Source organism: Mesorhizobium sp. M0998 (assembly GCF_040318885.1).
In the GTDB taxonomy this organism is placed as follows: Bacteria; Pseudomonadota; Alphaproteobacteria; order Rhizobiales; family Rhizobiaceae; genus Mesorhizobium.
In genome coordinates, this window is record NZ_JAMYND010000001.1 from 146,745 (window position 1) to 165,179 (window position 18,435).

At 63.0% G+C, this 18,435-nt stretch carries 20 protein-coding genes and 1 pseudogene; 10 read left to right on the top strand and 11 right to left on the bottom strand.

The features are described from left to right. Positions 1–60 precede the first annotated feature (60 nt). The 10 genes and pseudogenes from NKH59_RS00815 to NKH59_RS00860 all read left to right on the top strand — a co-directional run bounded on the left by NKH59_RS00815 (position 61) and on the right by NKH59_RS00860 (position 7,689). A complete protein-coding gene (locus NKH59_RS00815) occupies positions 61–786 on the top strand; it encodes a 3-keto-5-aminohexanoate cleavage protein (RefSeq protein WP_352774359.1) in 726 nt (241 codons plus the stop codon). Between the two features lie 293 nt (positions 787–1,079). Continuing rightward, a pseudogene (locus tag NKH59_RS00820) lies at positions 1,080–1,562 on the top strand (acyltransferase family protein); the annotation flags it as partial. A gap of 118 nt (positions 1,563–1,680) precedes the next feature. Further along, on the top strand, positions 1,681–2,034 hold the full coding sequence (locus NKH59_RS00825) for a hypothetical protein (protein ID WP_353020710.1): 354 nt from the start codon (positions 1,681–1,683) through the stop codon (positions 2,032–2,034). A gap of 317 nt (positions 2,035–2,351) precedes the next feature. Continuing rightward, positions 2,352–2,855 (top strand): Lrp/AsnC family transcriptional regulator, encoded by a 504-nt coding sequence (locus tag NKH59_RS00830; protein WP_023677254.1) that lies wholly within the window; start codon positions 2,352–2,354, stop codon positions 2,853–2,855. Then, positions 2,852–4,015 carry a saccharopine dehydrogenase family protein gene (locus tag NKH59_RS00835; protein WP_353020557.1) on the top strand — a complete coding sequence of 388 codons (1,164 nt, stop codon included), beginning with the start codon at positions 2,852–2,854 and terminating at the stop codon, positions 4,013–4,015. Before NKH59_RS00830 ends, NKH59_RS00835 begins: the two co-directional genes overlap by 4 nt. 110 nt (positions 4,016–4,125) lie before the next feature. Then, positions 4,126–4,914, top strand: a complete 789-nt coding sequence (locus NKH59_RS00840) for an ABC transporter substrate-binding protein (protein WP_352541231.1) — start codon at positions 4,126–4,128, stop codon at positions 4,912–4,914. Between the two features lie 161 nt (positions 4,915–5,075). Then, positions 5,076–5,747, top strand: coding sequence for an amino acid ABC transporter permease (locus NKH59_RS00845; protein ID WP_352451492.1), 672 nt, complete (start codon positions 5,076–5,078; stop codon positions 5,745–5,747). Then, on the top strand, positions 5,744–6,418 hold the full coding sequence (locus NKH59_RS00850; protein ID WP_352920321.1) for an amino acid ABC transporter permease: 675 nt from the start codon (positions 5,744–5,746) through the stop codon (positions 6,416–6,418). The genes NKH59_RS00845 and NKH59_RS00850 overlap by 4 nt, the downstream gene beginning before the upstream one ends. Positions 6,419–6,443: 25 nt before the next feature. Beyond that, on the top strand, positions 6,444–7,187 hold the full coding sequence (locus NKH59_RS00855; RefSeq protein WP_352473770.1) for an amino acid ABC transporter ATP-binding protein: 744 nt from the start codon (positions 6,444–6,446) through the stop codon (positions 7,185–7,187). Between the two features lie 409 nt (positions 7,188–7,596). Further along, a complete protein-coding gene (locus NKH59_RS00860) occupies positions 7,597–7,689 on the top strand; it encodes a LysR family transcriptional regulator (protein ID WP_352473773.1) in 93 nt (30 codons plus the stop codon). 482 nt (positions 7,690–8,171) lie between these two features. Here NKH59_RS00860 and NKH59_RS00865 read toward each other — a convergent pair whose 3' ends face one another. The 11 genes from NKH59_RS00865 to NKH59_RS00915 form a co-directional block, all read right to left on the bottom strand. After that, positions 8,172–8,624: a nuclear transport factor 2 family protein gene (locus NKH59_RS00865; protein ID WP_353020560.1), complete on the bottom strand. Its 453-nt coding sequence runs from the start codon at positions 8,622–8,624 to the stop codon at positions 8,172–8,174. A gap of 39 nt (positions 8,625–8,663) precedes the next feature. Then, on the bottom strand, positions 8,664–9,326 hold the full coding sequence (locus tag NKH59_RS00870) for a hypothetical protein (protein ID WP_353020563.1): 663 nt from the start codon (positions 9,324–9,326) through the stop codon (positions 8,664–8,666). A 108-nt stretch (positions 9,327–9,434) separates the two neighbouring features. Continuing rightward, positions 9,435–9,644 carry a LuxR C-terminal-related transcriptional regulator gene (locus NKH59_RS00875; protein ID WP_352541235.1) on the bottom strand — a complete coding sequence of 70 codons (210 nt, stop codon included), beginning with the start codon at positions 9,642–9,644 and terminating at the stop codon, positions 9,435–9,437. 230 nt (positions 9,645–9,874) lie between these two features. Then, on the bottom strand, positions 9,875–10,402 hold the full coding sequence (locus tag NKH59_RS00880) for a c-type cytochrome (protein WP_502893757.1): 528 nt from the start codon (positions 10,400–10,402) through the stop codon (positions 9,875–9,877). A gap of 327 nt (positions 10,403–10,729) precedes the next feature. Beyond that, positions 10,730–10,900, bottom strand: a complete 171-nt coding sequence (locus tag NKH59_RS00885; protein WP_352501300.1) for a hypothetical protein — start codon at positions 10,898–10,900, stop codon at positions 10,730–10,732. 225 nt (positions 10,901–11,125) lie between these two features. Beyond that, positions 11,126–11,806 (bottom strand): hypothetical protein, encoded by a 681-nt coding sequence (locus NKH59_RS00890; protein WP_352501301.1) that lies wholly within the window; start codon positions 11,804–11,806, stop codon positions 11,126–11,128. Positions 11,807–12,014: 208 nt separating this feature from the next. Continuing rightward, positions 12,015–13,688, bottom strand: coding sequence for a LuxR C-terminal-related transcriptional regulator (locus tag NKH59_RS00895; RefSeq protein WP_353020566.1), 1,674 nt, complete (start codon positions 13,686–13,688; stop codon positions 12,015–12,017). A 170-nt stretch (positions 13,689–13,858) separates the two neighbouring features. Continuing rightward, positions 13,859–14,263 (bottom strand): GFA family protein, encoded by a 405-nt coding sequence (locus NKH59_RS00900; RefSeq protein ID WP_352773542.1) that lies wholly within the window; start codon positions 14,261–14,263, stop codon positions 13,859–13,861. A 52-nt stretch (positions 14,264–14,315) separates the two neighbouring features. Further along, positions 14,316–15,368, bottom strand: coding sequence for a Gfo/Idh/MocA family protein (locus NKH59_RS00905; protein WP_353020569.1), 1,053 nt, complete (start codon positions 15,366–15,368; stop codon positions 14,316–14,318). A 53-nt stretch (positions 15,369–15,421) separates the two neighbouring features. Then, a complete protein-coding gene (locus NKH59_RS00910; protein ID WP_352817357.1) occupies positions 15,422–16,207 on the bottom strand; it encodes a ThuA domain-containing protein in 786 nt (261 codons plus the stop codon). A 186-nt stretch (positions 16,208–16,393) separates the two neighbouring features. After that, the gene (locus NKH59_RS00915; protein WP_353020572.1) at positions 16,394–17,929 is read right to left on the bottom strand and encodes a DUF2778 domain-containing protein; all 1,536 of its coding nucleotides are present in this window, start codon (positions 17,927–17,929) and stop codon (positions 16,394–16,396) included. Positions 17,930–18,435 lie beyond the last annotated feature (506 nt).

Sequence of the window (18,435 nt, forward strand, 5' to 3'; positions counted from 1 at the left end):
ATTCCGGTTTTCACTGGCCCGCGCTAGACTGGCAGCAACCGCAACCGGACTGCCCCCGGCATGATCGTCCAGACCTGCATCAATGGCGCGCGCAGCGCCGATTTTCACCCGCGACTGCCGCTTGATCCCGAAGCCATGGCGCGCGACGGTGCGACCTGCGTCGCCGCCGGTGCGGCCGAACTGCATGTCCATGCCCGCGGGCTGGACGGTCGCGAAAGCCTGGCTCCGGCGGCGATGGACCAGACTGTGCTAGCGCTTCGTCGCGCCTGCCCTGGAACGCTGATCGGCGTGTCGACCGGCGCCTGGATCGAGAATGACGACGAGCGGACGCTGGCCGCGATCGCCGCTTGGAGCGAGCTGCCCGACTATGCCTCGGTCAATCTCAGCGAAGACGCCGCGCCCGCTATCATGGAGCGTCTGCGCCAGCGCGGCATTGGCATCGAGGCGGGGCTTGCCTCCGTCGCCGACGCCGAACGCCTGGTGAGCCTCGACCATTGCAAACGCGTGCTGCGGATCCTGATCGAAATCTCCGAGCAGGAGTCGGACGCTGCGCTGGAGATCAGCGACGATATCGCCGCCGTGCTCGACGGCGCCGGAATGCGCCGGGCAATCCTGCTGCACGGCGCCGACGCCACGGTCTGGCCTTTCGTGCACCGGGCGGCGGAACGCCGTTGGTCGACGCGCGTCGGACTGGAAGACGGCAAGGAGCTCCCTGATGGAACAGTAGCATCTAGTAACGCTGCGCTGACAGCGGCAGCCGTCGCTATCTTCGAGTCCAGCCGTTAACGCGGGAACGGCCAATCTCCTCTTCACTGGGGAGATGCCAAGTTTGGCAACGAGGCAGGCCAAAGTCGGCCGAGCATAAGTGTCGCGGCACGCTATATCAATAAAACGTATCTAGGACTTTACGTGTTAATTAAACCAACAATTAGTCGGCACATCAACGATCACGTATGTTAATGCTCTCCTGCACCGGGGACCATTTTTTGATGAACATCATTCCACAGAATGATCACGCTGCGCCGCGTCGGATTCAACAGTATACATCGATACAGGTACTGCGGGGGCTAGCAGCTCTCATGGTTGTTATCTATCATCTTCCGGCCGCGCTGGGCATGCTCGATCTGCGTATTCCCGTTCTAAACAGCGGCGTCGACCTGTTTTTCGTCATTAGTGGTTTTGTAATGGTTCTCTCGACAGAGAACAGACGCGCCGACCACCGTGTTTTTTTGATGCAGCGCTTCACGCGCGTCGTTCCCTTCTATTGGGTTATGACCTTCCTCATGGTCGCCGCACTTTGGTTGTTTGCCGGTCGTGCAGTGTTTCTTGAGCAGATCACCAATAGCCTGCTTTTCATAGCCTATCTCGATACGGTCACAGGCTATGTCCAACCGGTGCTTGGCGTGGGTTGGACGCTCAATCTGGAAATCCTGTTTTACATTCTGTTCGCAGCGACTATGCGTTTCGGCACGCTGACGCAAATGGCCATGGTCGGCGTTGTCTTTGCAATCGCCGTAGCGGCGCGCATCGTCTTCAAACCCGCCGCCGACACTGTGCTGTTTTTCTATACCACGCCAATCCTGTTTGAGTTCCTTGCCGGCATGGCGCTCGGCCACCTGGTCGGCAGACTGGCGCGTTTGCCTACCGTCCTGGGTGTCTCGGCGCTCGTGGTTCGCCATCGTGTCCATGCTGGTGATGGTACTTGGCTTCAACTTGCCGCGAACCCTTGCTCAGGGAATCCCGGCCTTGATCCTTGTCGCCGGTTGCATCAGCCTGGAAAGCTATTTCCGGCTTTTTGCTCCTCGCCTGCTGGCAAGATTGGGCGATGCCTCCTACTCTCTCTATCTGAAGCATCCTATCGTGCTGCTTGCGACCGCTCCTGTCGTTGCAAGCGTCAGCGTATCACCATGGCTTGCTGGCATGGTTATTGTCACCGCCTGCATTGCCGTCTCCCTGGCCAACTACAGTTTTGTTGAAAAGCCGATTTTGGCCATTTCGCGGATGAGCCTTTCCGCCCGTCACGTGAAGGCATGAGTTGCGGCTGCGCTCCGCGGAACCACGGTGTCCCGCCAATCTTAGACCGGCGGCGCTGAACCTTCAAAAGATCCGGAAACAAAAACCCGCCTCGGGAGGACGGGTCGTTGGAGCCAAATTGGCACCATACCCAAATTAGTAGCATAGCTGCCGGCACAAAGCAAGAACAAAATGTGGCGACATCGACGAAACTGCCGATAGGCGCAGCGGCACGGCGGATGACATGGCTCTTGCCGTTGTTAAAAATCTCTCATAAGGTATTTTCATATCAGAAAGAAAATACGATCATTTCTTTCCCTTTATGAAAGCCTGAGCGTTTGCGGGAACATCTCGATCAGACCGACCGGCGACTGGTCAAGCTGCTGTCGCAAGATGCGCAGCTTGGCGTTAACCGCCTCGCTGAGAAGATGGCGATCTCGGTGCCGACCGTGCGCATGCGGCTGCGCAACCTGCTCGACCGCAACCTGCTCAAGATCGTCGGGCTGCTCAACCTGACCGAACGCCCTGAGCTGATCTCGGCCATCGTCGGCATCAATGCGCAGGGACGCGGCCGCGCCCGGGAACTGGCGCAGCGCATCTCCGAACTGCCTTTCGTGAACTCGGCGGCCGTCGTCACCGGGCGCTTCGACATCATCGTCGACGTGACCGTGGCCGGTGATGTCGCCGATCTCTACCGCGTCACCAGCGAGCTGATCCCCGGCGCCGGCGAGCCGGGCGAAGTCGTGCGCAGCGAGACCTTCGTCGTCATGGCGTCCTGCAACAAATGGGTCAGCCTGCCGGAAGGCTGCTGGTCGGACGAGACGCGGAAGGAAATGGCATGAAGATCGCGGTTCTCGGCGGCCTCGGCCTGCAAGGCCGGGCGGCGATCGCCGATCTCGTTGCCAGCGACGGCGTCGAGCAAGTGGTCTGCCTCGACACGGCAACCGACGGCGCTGCGCGGCTTGGCGGCCTGACCGACCTTGCCAGGGTGCGTTTTGTCGTGCCGGAGGGCGCGATCGGTCCGGTGCTGGCCGATGTGATGAGGGACGTCGATGCGGTCATCGACCTGTTGCCGCAGCCGCTGATGCGCGACGCGGTGCAGGCGGCGATCGCGACGCGCACGCCGCTGGTCACCACCAATTACGGCAAGGCCATCGCCGATCTCGCTCCCGAGGCCGAAAAGGCCGGCGTGTCGATCGTGACCGAATGCGGGCTCGACCCCGGCATCGACCTGGTGCTCTACGCGCGCGCCGCCAGCCAGTTCGACACCATCACCGCGATCGATTCCTACTGCGGCGGCATTCCCGAGCCGAAGGCGGTGGTCGAGCCGCTGCGCTACAAGGTGAGCTGGAATTTCGACATGGTTCTGGTCAGCCAGAACCGCGACAGCGTGCTGGTCGAGGACGGTAAACGGGTCGATGTGCCGGCCGCCCGCCAGCACGACAATCGTTTCATCCACGAGATCGAGGTGGCGGGACTGGGCAGGCTCGAAGCCTTCCCCAATGGCGACGCGCCGCATTATGCCGGCATGCTCGCCGCCGCCAAGGGGCTGCAGCGCTCCGGCCGCTATTCGCTTCGCTGGCCCGGCTGGTCGGCGTTCTGGGCGCCGCTGAAGCAGCTCGGCTTCCTGTCCGAGGACAAGGTGCAAAGCACCGGTGCCAGCCCACGCGAATTCCTCGGCCGGCTGCTTGGCCCGCAACTGCAATATGGCGCCGACGAAAAGGACCTTTGCGTGATGCGCAACGTCTTTGTCGGCAGCGAAGGCGGCCGCCGCAAGACGGTGACCTCGGAGCTGGTCATCGAACGCGACCTCGCCTCGGGCCTATTCGGCATGAGCCTCGGCGTCGGCTATCCCGCCAGCATTGTGGCGCAGATGCTGGCACGGCGCGAGATCGCCGCGCCCGGCCTGCTCAATCCGCTGCTGCATGTTCCCGATGGCCGCTTCCTCGATGAGCTGGCCAGGCGCGGCATCAAGGTTGCCGAAACGGTGAGCTGGGACTGAAGGATTTTCGAACGGTGGTCGCCGCCGGCAACGGCGCTGCCGCTCAAAAAGCACCTCGATGGGGTGAAACAACAAGTGGAACAACAAACGAAACAAGGAGGAATGCCCAAATGAAGATTGCCAAGCTTTTCATCGCCGGCCTTGCGCTCGCTGGCCTTACCGCTGCCGCCAGTGCGGGAACGCTCGACGAGATCACCAAGCGCGGAGAGTTGCGCGTCGCCGTGCAGACGCAAGGACCGCCCTTCTCGCTGGTGGGTGCTGCCGGCGAACGCACCGGCAGTTCGGTCGAACTCGCCGAACTGATGGCCAAGGAAATGGGCGTCAAGATCACCTTCCTCGACTTCGACTGGGACGGCCTGATCCCGGCGCTGCTGTCGGGCAAGGCCGATCTTCTGGTCGCCGACATGACCCCGACACTGGCGCGTGGCATGAAGGTCGCCTTCACCAAGCCTTACATGTACACGGGCAGCACAGTCTTCACCAAGGCTGGGACCGCCTTCAAATCCACCGAGGACTGCAAGGCCAAGGGCACCAAGATCGCCGTGCTGCTCGGCGCCACCGGCGAGAAGGAAGCCAAGGCCGCCTTCCCCGACGCCGATATCAAGAGCTACAAGGGCGGCGGCCCGCTGCTGCTCGACGCCGTCAACAACGGCCAGGCCGATTGCGGCGTCAACGACGTCTCGGCGGTCAAGGGCCAGTCGACCGCTTACCCCGCCGGCAGCTTCATCATCATGCCGGACATGCTGTCGAAGGAGCCGCTGGCCTTCGCCACGCGCTATGACGAGCAGGACCTGCTGGTGTGGATGAACCTGTTCCTCGACCAGGTCAGCCTCGACGGCCGCCTGCAGAAGAACCTCGATTACTGGGTGAATTCCGACGCCTGGAAGAAGGATCACTGAGTAGTGTGAATAGGGAGTAGGGAGTAGGGAGTAGTAAAGCGCTACTCGCTACTCGCTACTCGCTACTCGCTACTTGCTGCTCCTATTCCCAATTCCCTATTCCCTATTCCCTATTCCCTATTCCCTATTCCCTATTCACTATTCACCATTCACCGTCCAAAATGCTCGAAAACTTCAGCTTCCGCACCATCGTCGAATATCTGCCCCTGTTCGGGCAGGGCCTCGTCACGACCGTGTGGCTGTCTGTCCTCTCCTTTGCCGGCGCGCTCGCCGTCGGCATCGTGCTCGCCGCCATGAACCTGCAGCGCGGCCGGCTGTTCCGCGTCCCGGCCAAGGCCTATATCGACGCGGTGCGCGCCACGCCGCTGCTGGCGCAGCTTTATTTCCTCTATTTCGGCCTGCCGCGGCTCGGCTTCGTCCTGCCCGAGTTCGTCGTCGGCATCTTGGCCCTGTCACTGAACAGCGGCGCCTATGTCGCCGAGATCATCCGCGCCGGCATCCTGTCGATCCCGCGCGGCCAGGTGGAGGCCGGCGTCGCCTCCGGCATGACCTATGTCCAGCGCATGCGCCTGGTCATCCTGCCGCAGGCGTTCAAGGTGACGATCCCGCCGCTGCTCGGCCAGGCGATCGTGCTGGTCAAGGATTCCGCCCTGTTGTCGCTGATCTCGGTTGCCGAGCTGACGCGCGCCGGACAATTGCTCGCCTCCGACCGCTTCATGCCGGCCGAAGGTTTCATCACCATCGCCGCCTTCTACCTCCTGCTCTATTACGGGCTGAAGGGGCTGGCGGCGCTCTCCGGGCGCTGGCTCGGCCTGGCGGGGGCACGGACATGATCTGGCAGCAGCTGCAAAGCATCGCCGGCAGCTATCCCCTCGCCTTGCACGGCCTCGGCATGACCGTGGTGCTGTCGCTGATCAGCCTGGTGCTGGGCACGCTGCTCGGCTTCGGCCTCGGCATCCTGCGCACCGGCGGCAACCGGCTGATCAGCGGCGCGATCGGCGCCTGGGTCGACCTGATCCGCGGCACGCCGTTCCTGGTGCAGATCTTCCTGATCTTCTTCATCCTGCCGGAACTCGGCATCGAGCTCGACGCCTTCACCGCCGGCATCATCGCGCTGACCAACCTGGCCGCCTGCTTCATCTGCGAGATCGTCGTCGCCGGCATCCGCTCGGTGCCGACCGGCCAGGTCGAGGCAGCGCTTGCGTCCGGCCTGTCGCGCTGGCAGCGCATGCGCCAGGTAGTGCTGCCGCAGGCGATGCGCATCGTGCTGCCGCCGCTGGTCGGGCAATATGTGCTACTGATCAAGGATTCCTCGGTCGTCTCGGCCATCGGCCTCACCGACCTCACCCGCGTCGGCTGGCTGGTGGTGCAGCGTGTACCCAATGGGCTGCTGGTCTTCTTCCTGGTCGGGCTCGGTTACTTCATCGTCTGTTACCCCCTGATCATGCTGGCCCGCCGGCTGGAGCAACGCATGGGCGCGGCGCATGGCGAGGTGCAGTTGTGACATCGAACCTCAAGGGTCCGGCAATATGACCAAAACCGGCATGATCGAATTTCGCGGCGTCAACAAATGGTTCGGCACGCTCAACGTGCTGAAGGACATCAAGCTCAGCGTCGAGCCGCGCGAAGTGGTCGTCGTCTGCGGCCCGAGCGGCTCGGGCAAGAGCACCCTGATCCGCTGCATCAATGGGCTGGAGACGATCCGCGACGGCGACCTGACGGTCGACGGCCAGCGCCTCGGCGACCCCGCCACCAACATGACGCGGCTGCGCACCGAGATCGGCTTCGTCTTCCAGTCGTTCAACCTTTACCCGCACAAGACGGCGCTCGAGAACGTCACCCTGGCGCCGATCCATGTCCGCAAGATCCCGCGCGCTGAAGCCGAGAAGGCCGGGCGCGAATTGCTCGCCAAGGTCGGCCTCGCCGACAAGGTGAACGCCTATCCGGCGCAGCTGTCTGGTGGCCAGCAGCAGCGCGTGGCGATCGCGCGCTGCCTCGGCATGCGCCCCAAGATCATGCTGTTCGACGAGCCGACCTCGGCGCTCGATCCCGAGATGATCTCGGAAGTGCTCGACGTCATGGTCGCGGTGGCCGAGGAAGGCATGACCATGATGGTGGTGACGCACGAAATGGGCTTTGCCCGCAAGGTCGCCCAGCGCGTCGTGTTCATGGACGCCGGCGCCATCGTCGAGAGCGGCACGCCGGATGAGTTCTTCTCCAACCCGAAGACCGACCGCAGCCGCGCTTTTCTGAGCAAGATCCTGCGGCATTGACAGCAGCGACAATACGCACCGAACCTGCCGTCGCCTTTGCGCCGAGGTTGCGCTCGAGCCTACAATGAATCATCCGCAGCGGCGCACTATGGCGACACACCGAGCGCGCGCAGTGCATTGCCTGCTGCGACATATTCGATGAAGTCGTGGGGGGCAGTCGCGTACCGCAAGCCGGTACCGCCGCAAGGCTTCATCGTCACGGCCGTCGAGCCGGTAAAAACTCCGCGACATAGAGATTGGCCTCGCATAGATTTTCGCGTTTCTTGGCCGGGACCGGGACGGGATCGTCGGCTGCGGCCAACGCTGCTTCGGGCGTCTATTCGCCAAGAAACATGCGAAACCAGCGGCGCCGGCCAACTTCACGGCCGCGGCCAAGACACTTCGGGTCTCGCCGTCGGCGATCAGCAAGATGATCAGGCAACTGGAAGCGCGGCTTAGCGCGACCCTTTTGACGCGGACCACGAGGGCGACGAGCCTGACTGAAGCCGGCGAGAGGTTTTGAGCCAGGCAGGACCGGCGCTGGAGCTCATCCTTGCCGCAATGAGGGATGTGGGAAGCTTTGCCGAAAAGCCTGCCGGCCGGTTGCGGTTGAATGTCCCGCAGATGATCTATCCGAACTTCCTCAAAGTACCAGAAACTTAGGCAATGATACTTTCCAAATCCCTGCCCCGGAGCGCCGATCTGGTTCCTTTCGTGGCTCCTGCGGACGTGGCCGCGCTGTTCGCGACCAAATCTTGCGCCGGGTTAACGTCCGCTCTGGGCCTAAGATCTGCCGAAGCGTTCAGCCGACCAAGCGGCAGCAAAGGGTGGCGAGCCGACGCTCCACGCGAACGCATGGAATGGCCGGCTTGCTGGGCTAGCCGGACGTTGAATGTGGATCAATTCGGGCTGAAAAAGAAGCACAGTTCTGGCTCCATGACGCCGGCAGAGCCGATGGTGCCGCCAGCGCAATTCCTTTCTCCGCCCGTTTCGGACCGACGCTTCTCAGAACGCGAAATCCGCGGACTGAACGACATCGGCTGGGAGCCAGGTTTCATGAACTTGCAAGATCTCGGGCCCCCGGCTGTAGCCGCGATCGCGGATCACCATCGTCGTGACCCGGCCATTGTTCGGTTGATCAGAGTCCTTCGCGTCGCGTTGCCATTCGTGGTAGTTCACGACCGCCAGGTCGGCGCTTTGATGGCTGATCCGGATGTCGCGTATTTTGATACGGAAGGCCGGATTCGATCCGTAGATGCTCTTCATGTAACCTGCGAAATCATTTTTCCCGAACGCCCTGCCGCCCGGCATGATGGCGACCAGATCGTCGCTGATCCGGTCGAGCGCGTTCTTCTTGAACGTCGCGTCGTCGCCAGGGCATCGGCCCACCACCCAGTCGGTGAAGAATTCGTGGATGTCGTGGATCGTCGCCTCGATTTCCTTCGTTTGAAGGGACATTTTTTCCTCCTGTCTCAAGATGATGCTGGATCAGGCGCTTTACGCCGTGGCTTGCCCCGACCGGACGCTGCTTGAGGACAGCCCGTACCACGCGAGCCACAGGCACATGAGAAGCGAGGAAATCAGCCAGATCGGACCTCCGATGCCGATCCCGAGCTGCTCACCGAGTGTCCACCCGGTTGCCGAAAGGATACCGAACGCCGAGCCGACGATCGCGGCCCATCGGGGCAGTATCCCAACGTTGTCGCGGGCATCGTGATACGCGACAAGCGCTGTCGCCAGGGCGAGCGCCCAGAATCCGTTACCCATGCCGCCGGAAAACGCCCACCAGGTCATGAAGGCGTTGGTGTCACCCCGGTCGGCCGCGACCGCGACCACCGATGCCTCGGCGACTGCGGTGGAGAACGTGGTCAGGGCGCCGAGAGCCATCACCATCCAGGCGGAACTCAGCATCGGCGAACGCCGGACCCGGCGGTTGAGTGCCAGGTTCAGGAACGAAGCGCCGGCGATCAGGAACAGCGCCGCTGCCGCCGTCCAATGGACCGTAGCCCATCGCCCATGGCCCTCGGCGATGTTCTGCATCTGAACAGACAAATCCGCGTCCGGTGGCCCGTGAAAGACGAGCGCAGCCGCCAGCAGCAGCGTTCCGGTGGCGAGCCAGACACCGCCCGGCCCGCTCATGCTGTTATTATTCGTTGGCATCGGGAAAACCTCCTGTGGCCTTTACCACGCCATGAGGTTTAGACCCGCGCCACGGTTGCCCGCTTCGGCGTAAGTACCCACGCAGCGAGAAATTTGGCTTGGGTAGGATTACCCAGATACGACCATGCCGATCAGGCCGTGCTCGACCGCATAGGCCGTGGCTGCCGCGCGCGTGCGCACGTTCAGCCGCGTCAGGATATCGCTAACGTGACGGTCTACCGTCCGCTGGCTCAGACCGAGCTCGCGGGCAATTTGAGGAGGTGGCGGCAGGTTACCGATGTGACAGAAGTTCGTTTCGGGCTCAATCGAGCCGTTCATCGCGTCCGCCGCCGAGGACCGGGGGAAGGGTGGATGCTGCCATTCGTCTCGTCGATGGGAACGAGTAGGTAGCGCCAATATCGCGACATTCATGGCGCTTCTCAAAAGCGGCCCTTCGCGCAACGGCTCGAATCGACCCCATTTCTGCCGTTCGGATATCGGCCTCATCATCTCCAAGGCGGACATTCACCCATTATTCGACTAAAAATCTCGTTCCGATCAAAGCCGCCCTACTTCGTTGCAGCGGCTGCGGCTTCCCCCGGCGGCATAATCCGCATCATGAACGTCGACACCGCTTCCCCGGGTTTGAACGGGCCGGGAACCTGGTGGCTGACCGGCTTCACACTTTGGAGGAATGCCGCGATCGCCATGGCGTCATCCGCGGTGAGATGCGCGAAATCGCGCCAAGGCATGATCGGCGCCAGGATGCGGCCGTCCGGCCGTTCGCCGGTCTGGATCGCGGTGACGATCTGCTCCGGGGTCCAGCTTCCGATACCGGTCTCCCTGTCAGGCGTGATATTGCGGGCGACAAAGACACCAAGACCAGGAATCTCGAAGCCCACATCTGAACCGCCAAGGAAGCGCGACATGTCGGGCTTCCCGAAGAAGTAACCGGATGTGTGACAGTCGCTGCAGCCGGCAATCGTAACCAGATATTCGCCGCGCGCGATCTGTGTGTCATCGGCCATGGCCGCGTAAGATGGCAGGGCAACAATCGACGCTGTCAAGAATGCAAGATGAACTGGTGTCCGAAACATTGCTTCCTCCCTGTGATCTGTTCGTGTTTGTCCGTCGACCTCCCGCGCCGTCAACCGGTCGCAATTCCCCGATTTTAACCACGTCGAGGACGCTGAATTCTAGCATGGCCAGCACGTAGTAACCATCAGCGATCAATTGGATGGTCGGCACTTGTCGCGCCCCGTTGAGCGCAGCTGTGACGGAGCTTGCTCAGCCGACGCACACGCCTTCTTTTGGCGCGATCGAGCCACGCACGTTGATGGATCGACTTCGTCGCCTGAAATGCCTTGACGGTCGGACCGGGTCGAACTCGGTCGTTCAGAGTGATTGGGTTTGATCCTGAAACGTCAGCCGCAGGCGACCGGATTCTTCAGCCGCCACACCGCATCATGCGCCGCCTCGGCCGGCCGCGCGCGCCTGTCAACCTGAGCAGTCCCACCTGTCAGCCGCATCAGTGCACCCACCGCGAACCACGCGGAACCGTCAAATCCCCATAGCGCCGGAACCACGCCCTCCATCCCGCGGGTTCTTTCCCTGGAGGCTTTCGGACGCCGGCCCTCGCGCCAAGCCAACACCTGTTGGCCGGCATCGGTAACCCTAAACAATAGCCGACATTTGCCGCACGCCTTCAGCTTTGACATCGGCGCTATCTTCAATTGCTGCCGGGGTGGCGGTGTAACCTTCAACGTGAGTCATCATGGCCTCCCTGATGTTGATAGGACGCCGCTGGCCTCTTGGGGTGCTCACGCGCTGAAGCTCGCGCTGCGAGCTTTCGACACGCTGTTCTCGGCTCGCGCGAGCCCCAACCCGAACCACAACGTCCACAGGGCCATTACAAAAGACGACGCAACCCAGACGAGGCTGCCCAGCCCGATGCCGAACCACATGCCCAGCGGCCATCCGACGAAGGCACCAAGCCCGGCCACGACTCCGACCAGTGACGCCCAGGTCGGCGTTACCTGTTGCCGGCTCAGCGTCTCATTGCCGGCGATCACGGCAACCGCCAGGCAGAGGAACATGAAGCCGTTGGCCTTGCCCTCGGCGAAGGCCCACCAGACCGCGAATCGCGCCATGTCGTTGGCGGCGACGGCATCGGCGACGGTGGTGGCCTCGGCCACGGCGGTTGTCATCGTCCAGAGCGCGCCGACGGCCACCACCGCCCAGGCGGATAGGGTCCACCAGCGTTCGGTCAGTCGAGAGCCGGCGGTCAGCACGATCAGGCTCGCGACGACGAACAGCGAAAGTGCTGCCGCGGCGGCCCAATGCACGACCACCCACAGGGTGACGCCACTGGCGATGGCCTGCATTTGCTGGGCGAGGTCGGGATTAATCGGCCCGTGACCGATCAGGACGAAACCCAAGAGTACAGAAGCGATCGCAAGCCAGGCGCCCGCGACCCGCATTCCGGTATCGGCATGCGACATCGCTACTTCCCTTCATTGTGGCCGGATGTTCGCAGCGCGATCACTGCGTCCGTCTCGCGATCTGTGGGCGAGCTGCGCCGTGGCGCCGCGCATCCATGGCCGATCGATTTCGAGTGCAAGCTAGCGCGGAAGGGAGGGCGGCGCTTCGGGCGAACCACCCAATGGGCGCCGATGACGGCATGGGTGATTCGACCCATGCCAGACCTGCTCAAACCAGGCGGTGCTCGTAGGCCCAGGCGGTGGCGGCAGCGCGCGTGGGGACGTCAAGCTTGTTGAAAATATTGCTGACGTGCCTGTCCACTGTCTTCCCGCTCAAATCCAGTTCGTTGGCGATTTGCTTGTTGGTTTTGCCGGCAGCGACCAGGCGGAGAACTTGCAGTTCACGGGCAGAGAGGCCGCGGGCTCCGTCTGATCGCATGCCAAGCAGGATATCGACACGAGAAAGGTCCGGCATGGCACCGAGCTGCCGGAACACTGTCCGGGCTGCCTGCAACTCCAGTTCCGCACCATCGTTGTCACCGAGGGCGCGGCAAGCCTGGCCTATCATGACGCCTACGCGCGCTGCTTCGTATGGCGCTTCGACTTGCTGCCACCCCTCGAGTGCCTGGCGCAGCCAAGTCAATGCAGCCTGCGCTTCGCCTTCTGCCAGTTCCACCGCTCCCCGCGCGTGAGCGGCAAGGGCGCGCAGCGGTTCGGTTCCGTAGCTTTCTCCAACGTCCGCCAGTTCGTGGCAGGCACGCCGTGCTTCCTCGATGTCATCAGCCGCCAGCATGATCTCGACGTGAGCCGGCAGCAGCCGTATGCGCCGCACCTGATCGGTCGTCGCACCCATGACGCGCCGGATTGCGGCCGCAGCCGCATCGATGTGCCTTTCGGCCAACCGCAACAGGGCAAGGCCCGGCTGCGGTTCGAAGCCATGTTGGCTTGCACTCCGATATGCCTGCTCGGCCACGTCAAAGTCTCCGCGAAGGCGGTATACTTCCGCCAGCTGGTACCATGCTCCAGCCGTATCTCTCCGATTGTTCGACTGCGTCAAACGCTCCACGGCCTGCTGCGCTTCGTCGATCGCGTCCTGCCATGCGCCGCTGAGCCGCTTGATCTCGGCGCGATGCATCAGGCAGGTGCCGCTGAAACTGATCAGCTGGGGCTGTTCGGCGCACCATCGCCCCAGGGCGGAGGTCCATTCGCGTGCGCGGCCCAGAGCATGGACTTGCTGACACGCTTCGATCACGCTGCAGTAGATCAAGCCGGTAAGCAGCGGCGACAATTCGCCAGCCGTGACCGAAACCATCGCCTCGTCGAGGAGCGCGAAACCTTCCGCGGTTCGCCGCTGGCGCAACAGAACACGGCCCTGCAAATGCCGTGCACAGGCCACCAGATCCACGTCCGCAAAGCGCTCGCCAATCTCGACTGCGCCGCTCGCCGCAGCGTAGGCCGCTTCAAGGTTGCCCGAAGCAAGATGCTGTTCGACGTGGGGCAGCATCAGGTAACCCTGTTCGGCACAATCATGTGGCTCGCGTTCGAGCAGCCGATGCGCCCGTCCAAACCAGCCGGCCGCCTGAGCCATCTCCCCACGAAGGACAAGGCGCAGGCCAAGCCAGAAGGCGCAGCGGGCGGCCCGATGGCACTCGCCCGCGTCCAGATATGCATGATGGGTTCGCTCCAGGGCCCGCAGGTACTCCTCGTCGCGCCCGGTCAAATAGGCCGACATCGCCAGCCGTTCGAGATCGTCCACTGCGAGCGGAGCCGCTTCGCCGGCACGCCAGAAGAACCGATAGGCGTCGTCCCACGCCCTTTCCTCGTAAGCCTCACGACCGAGCACGAGCTGGTCCGCCTCCTGCAAGGAGCCAGTGTTGAATTGCTGTCGATCTGACCTGCCCATCCGCATTGGTTCCTAGCCATCAATGGCTGCTTTGGAGCCAAGGTGCAGTATAGCATGCTCGAACGCGAATGACCGGAATGCACTTAAAGCGCTCTGAACAGGGAACGTCCCGGACGACTGAAACGGGTCGAACTCGGTCGTTCAGAGTGATTGGGTTTGATCCTGAAACGTCAGCCGGAGGCGACCAGCGTCTTCAGCCGAACGTCGCCAAAGGTTCGGTTCGGACCTCGACCCACTGGCAGCGCCGGCTCTCGTGATAGAAGGGACAGGAAGGGCGGCGGGAACGCAGGGTCCGCGAAAGCGCCCACCGGGATGACGGTCAGACCGGGCTGCGTGTCGATCCGGTAATGGACGGTGGTGCCGCAATCCGGGCAGAAGCTGTAGATGACGCGGCCGCCCTCGTCGCCAATGCGCGTGAACTCCGCCGAGCGGCCCTGGACAACAACGTCACCTTCCTCAAACCACGCGTTGAAGCTGAACGCGCTGCCGGTGCGTCGCTTGCAGGCCAGGCAATGGCAGACGAGACGCGTACCGGCTCGCCCGAGCAGGTGGCTGACAGCTGAGCGCAGGAACATTCGGCGCGCCGCGTGACCATGGCTGGCTCCTCTCAAGATTCCCTGAACGATATCACTGCGTATCGGTGCTCAATTCGGCCCGCTTCTCATCCGACACGACTGCGAGGTCGAGCACCTTCTGCAATTCGGCCGCATGGCGGAACGACGGTTCGGCCTGGACGCCGTTGCGCACCGCGTCGACGAAGCGCTGGTAGTTGGTCTGCACCGTTCCGGCGTCCAGAACTTGCCATTTGGCGTTCTCGACATCCTCGCCGATGCAGGCTTTCAGCTCCGAGCCGGTCAGATTATGCACGACTTCGATGCCACCCTTGTCCCCGTAGATACGCAGTCGGAGCTCGTTGAGATGGCCCGTCGCCCAGCGGCTGGCATGGACGACGCCGAAAGCGCCATTGCTGAAATCGAGCGCCATGGTGAAACTGTCATTGGCGTCGAGCTCGTACTCCCCGATCCGGTTGCCAGGCGCCTTGTCGAAGGACCGCAGGCGGCAGAACACATGGTCGATGTCGAGCGCCGCGCCATAGCTGGCGAAATCGAGGATGTGGATGCCGACGTCGCCCAGCACGCCATTGGAGCCGTGGCCGCGCGACAGCCGCCACAGCCATTTCGGATCGGTGCGCCAGTCGCCCCAGAACTTGGATATCAGCCAGCTCTGCAGATAGGACGCCTCGACATGCCTGACCGTGCCGATCTCGCCGGCCAGCACCATGGCGCGCGCTCTCTGCAGCGGCGCGACGTTGCGATAGGTCAGGTTGACCATGTTGATGATGCCGGCCCGCTCGGCCGCATCGGCCATTTCACTGGCCCTCTGGTAATTTTCGGCGAGCGGCTTTTCGCACAGCACCGGCTTGCCCGCCGCGATCAGCATCATGGTCGTCGGATGGTGGATGCGATCGGGCGTCACGTTCGCCACCGCGTCGAACTTGCCCCATGCCAGCGCCTCGTCCAGCGATGCGAAGCGGTTGGGGATACCGTAGATGTCCGAAAACTTGTCGACGCGCGTGCGGTCGAGATCGACGGCGCCGATCAGTTCGACGCCCGCGATCTTGCCGAACTGCCTGGCATGCTCCTCCGCCATCCAACCGGTGCCGAGTATCAAGAGGCGCATGATTCTTATCCTTAGGACAGGGCTTTATCTTCTTGTTCGATCATGGATTTGGTCTAGCGAAAGCCGGCTTCGCCGGCGGAATGAAGCTTTCCGCCGCGCTCGACAATCGGCTCGAGCGCCTTTTCCACCGGCACGTTCGGCGCATCGAGGATGGCTGGATTGGAGCCTTGGGGGTTGTGCGCCCATCTCACCGCATTGCGCAGCACCTTGTGGACGTTGGCGTCGTGATAGGTCGGATAGGTCTCGTGGCCGGGCCTGAAATAGAAGATGTTACCGGCGCCGCGGCGATAGGTCAGCCCCGACCGGAACACTTCGCCGCCCTGGAACCAGGAGATGAACACGGTCTCGAGCGGCTCCGGCACGGCGAACTGCTCGCCATACATCTCCTCGTTCTCGAGCTCGAAATACTCGCCGATCCCGGCAGCGATCGGGTGGTTGGGGCTGGTCACCCAGAGCCGTTCGCGCTCGCCCGCCTCGCGCCATTTCAGCGTGCAGGGAGTGCCCATCAGCTTCTTGAATACCTTCGAGAAATGGCCGGAATGGAGAACGATCAGCCCCATGCCTTCCCAGACGCGGCGCGCCACGCGCTCGACCACTTCGTCGGCGACGGCGCCATGGTCCTTGTGTCCCCACCACAGCAAGACGTCGGTCTCGGCCAGACGGTCGGCCGGCAGCCCATGCTCCGGCTGCTCCAGCGTTGCCCAGGACACTGATATTTCCGGGTCGAGCTTCAGTGCATTGGCGATCGTCGCATGCATGCCCTCAGGATAGATGCCCGCGACCACTTCGTTGGTCCGCTCATGAATATTCTCGCCCCAGACGACAGCGCGTATTGTCATGATGTCCTCGTGATTGTTTGAAGCCGGAGCCGCCCCACCGGCCACTCATACTGTCCCTGGACGGGATTGAAAACCTTCGAGATTGGCCAAACCTCCCCAGCTTCGTCATCCCAGGGCGGAGCAGGCGCGAAGCGGCGTCGCGAAGACCCTGGGATGACGAAGCCATGAAGGGCTGCCGCGAGCGACCTAAGCCCCTCGCCCCTCTTGGGCGACGCGTGTCAGCGGCTTCGACAGGCGCGGCACCACGACGAGGCGCTTGATCTTGCCCTTCTTGTAGGCGGCGAGGAAGCGGGCATAGTCCTTGAAGACGACGCAGCCATTCGATTCGGCGCGGCCGCCGCGCAGCATGTAGGTGTGGGCGAGCAGGCCGTCACGGCCATATTTGTTGCTGCCGCTGGCCGGCGTCAGACGGATCGCCTCGACACCGTGGAAGCGCGATTCGCGCATCGTCAGATTGTAGGTATCCGGCGGCGTCGGGCCGACATTCTTCTTGTGGACGTAGCGTGGCTGGTCGACCATCGCGCCCAGTCCCGAATGTGCCTCCAGCCGCGAGCCGTCGGGCATATAGACGGTCTTGGCCGAGATGTCGTAGACGGCGACGCCGGTACCCATGTTGGGCGTGGTGAACAGGTTCCTGAAGGCTCCGCCGAGTCCGCCGGAAGGCATGTCGGGCTTGGCATAGGCCAGCATGTCGCCGCCCTGCGTCTTCGAACGTTTGCCCGGCTTGCCCGACACACCCGGCACTGCCGCTTGTGACGAATTGCGAGGCGACAGGCTGCCGGGTTGCGTCTCGACCGGCGGACCGTCGGCCGTCTGCACCTTGCTCGCCTTGGCGGTCCTGGAGGCCTGCGCCTTGGGCGGCTCCGTTTTCGATGCCTGATCCTTTTGCGCCTGATCTTTTCGCGCCTGGTCTTTTGGCGCCTGATCTCTTGACGCTTGAGCCCGCGGCGCCTCGGCCAGCTTATCGATGTCCGCCCGCGGACGCAGCGTCGGCAGCGGAATGCTGTCGGGCATGTCGTCTTGCGGCGGCAGCGAGGCCAGTTGGACCTCAGGTTCTTGCGGCTCTTGCGAAGCCGCGGGCTCGCTTGCCGCGATGGCTGCCGGGAGCACATCGATCATCTGCTCCGGCAAAGTATTCGCCAGCGCCAGCGCCAGGCGCGACGAGCGTTCGATCTCCGCCACCTCCGGCCCGAAGCGCACCGGTGCTGGGCCGTTCGGGTCGGGTATGCGTACCGGCTCGGCGAACCGGGCGTCGGCCGGCAGGCTGGCGAGCATGACGGGAGAGCCGGCTGAGGCACGGGCAAAGGCGGCGGCAAGCTTTTGCGGCGACAGCGCGGCCTTGGCGACCACGTCGTCGAAGCTCGATTGCCGCGACGCACCAGCGACAAGCGGCACGGTGTTGCGCTTGAGGCGGGCCGATTTTCCCTGGTGGACGAAGTTCGACGCCGACCGCAGGCAGTTGGCATCGCATCCGTGCTGCAGCAGCTTGGCCGACAGCGCCGCGTTTGCTGCGGCCCATGTCGGGGCCTGCGCCTTTGCAAGGCTGCGGCGAGGATCGGCGAGCGCGATGGCGCGCGGCGCGAGCAGGCTTTGCGGGAGGCCGTTGGAAGCGGCGCTGAGCGAGGTTCCCACTGAATAAAGGCCGGCCAAGGTCGCCACCGACCATAAAGCAATGGCTGCGCCGACGGCCGGAACCGCGACCCAGCGCAGGCCGGGCCTCATCGAAGTCAATCCAGTTGCAGGACTGTCACCCCGGGTTTTCGCACTTACAAACGCCATTCAACCACTCTCAATCGGCCGATGCCGGCTAGCGGATTTCGCAGCCGTGACATTCACAGTTCGCCTGGTGCCCCCAGCACGCTTTGCGTCTGTTGCCGATTGATTCAAAAGATGGACAAAGTTGGTTAACCAATCCCTCTACCGACCGCCGATTGGGCGACGGTCACACCGAAAAACGCCCTCCAAAACCTGCATAGGTGGCAAAACTGCCCTCCAATGATGACTTTGCTGCCCGTTTTTGTCGGCCGAGTCAAGAAAGCGAAATGACTAGACCTTGCTGGGCGGAGTCGGCCATGGCTGCCAAAGTGAAGCCGGGCCGACCGGAATCGCGCGGCCGGCAGCCGCCGCCATCAAGCCCCGGCGATCGGTCAAACCGGCGATTATCGACCTGGCACTTGTCGACCTGCCACTCGGGCGAATGAACGTTAACCTCTGAGAATTCGGGATAG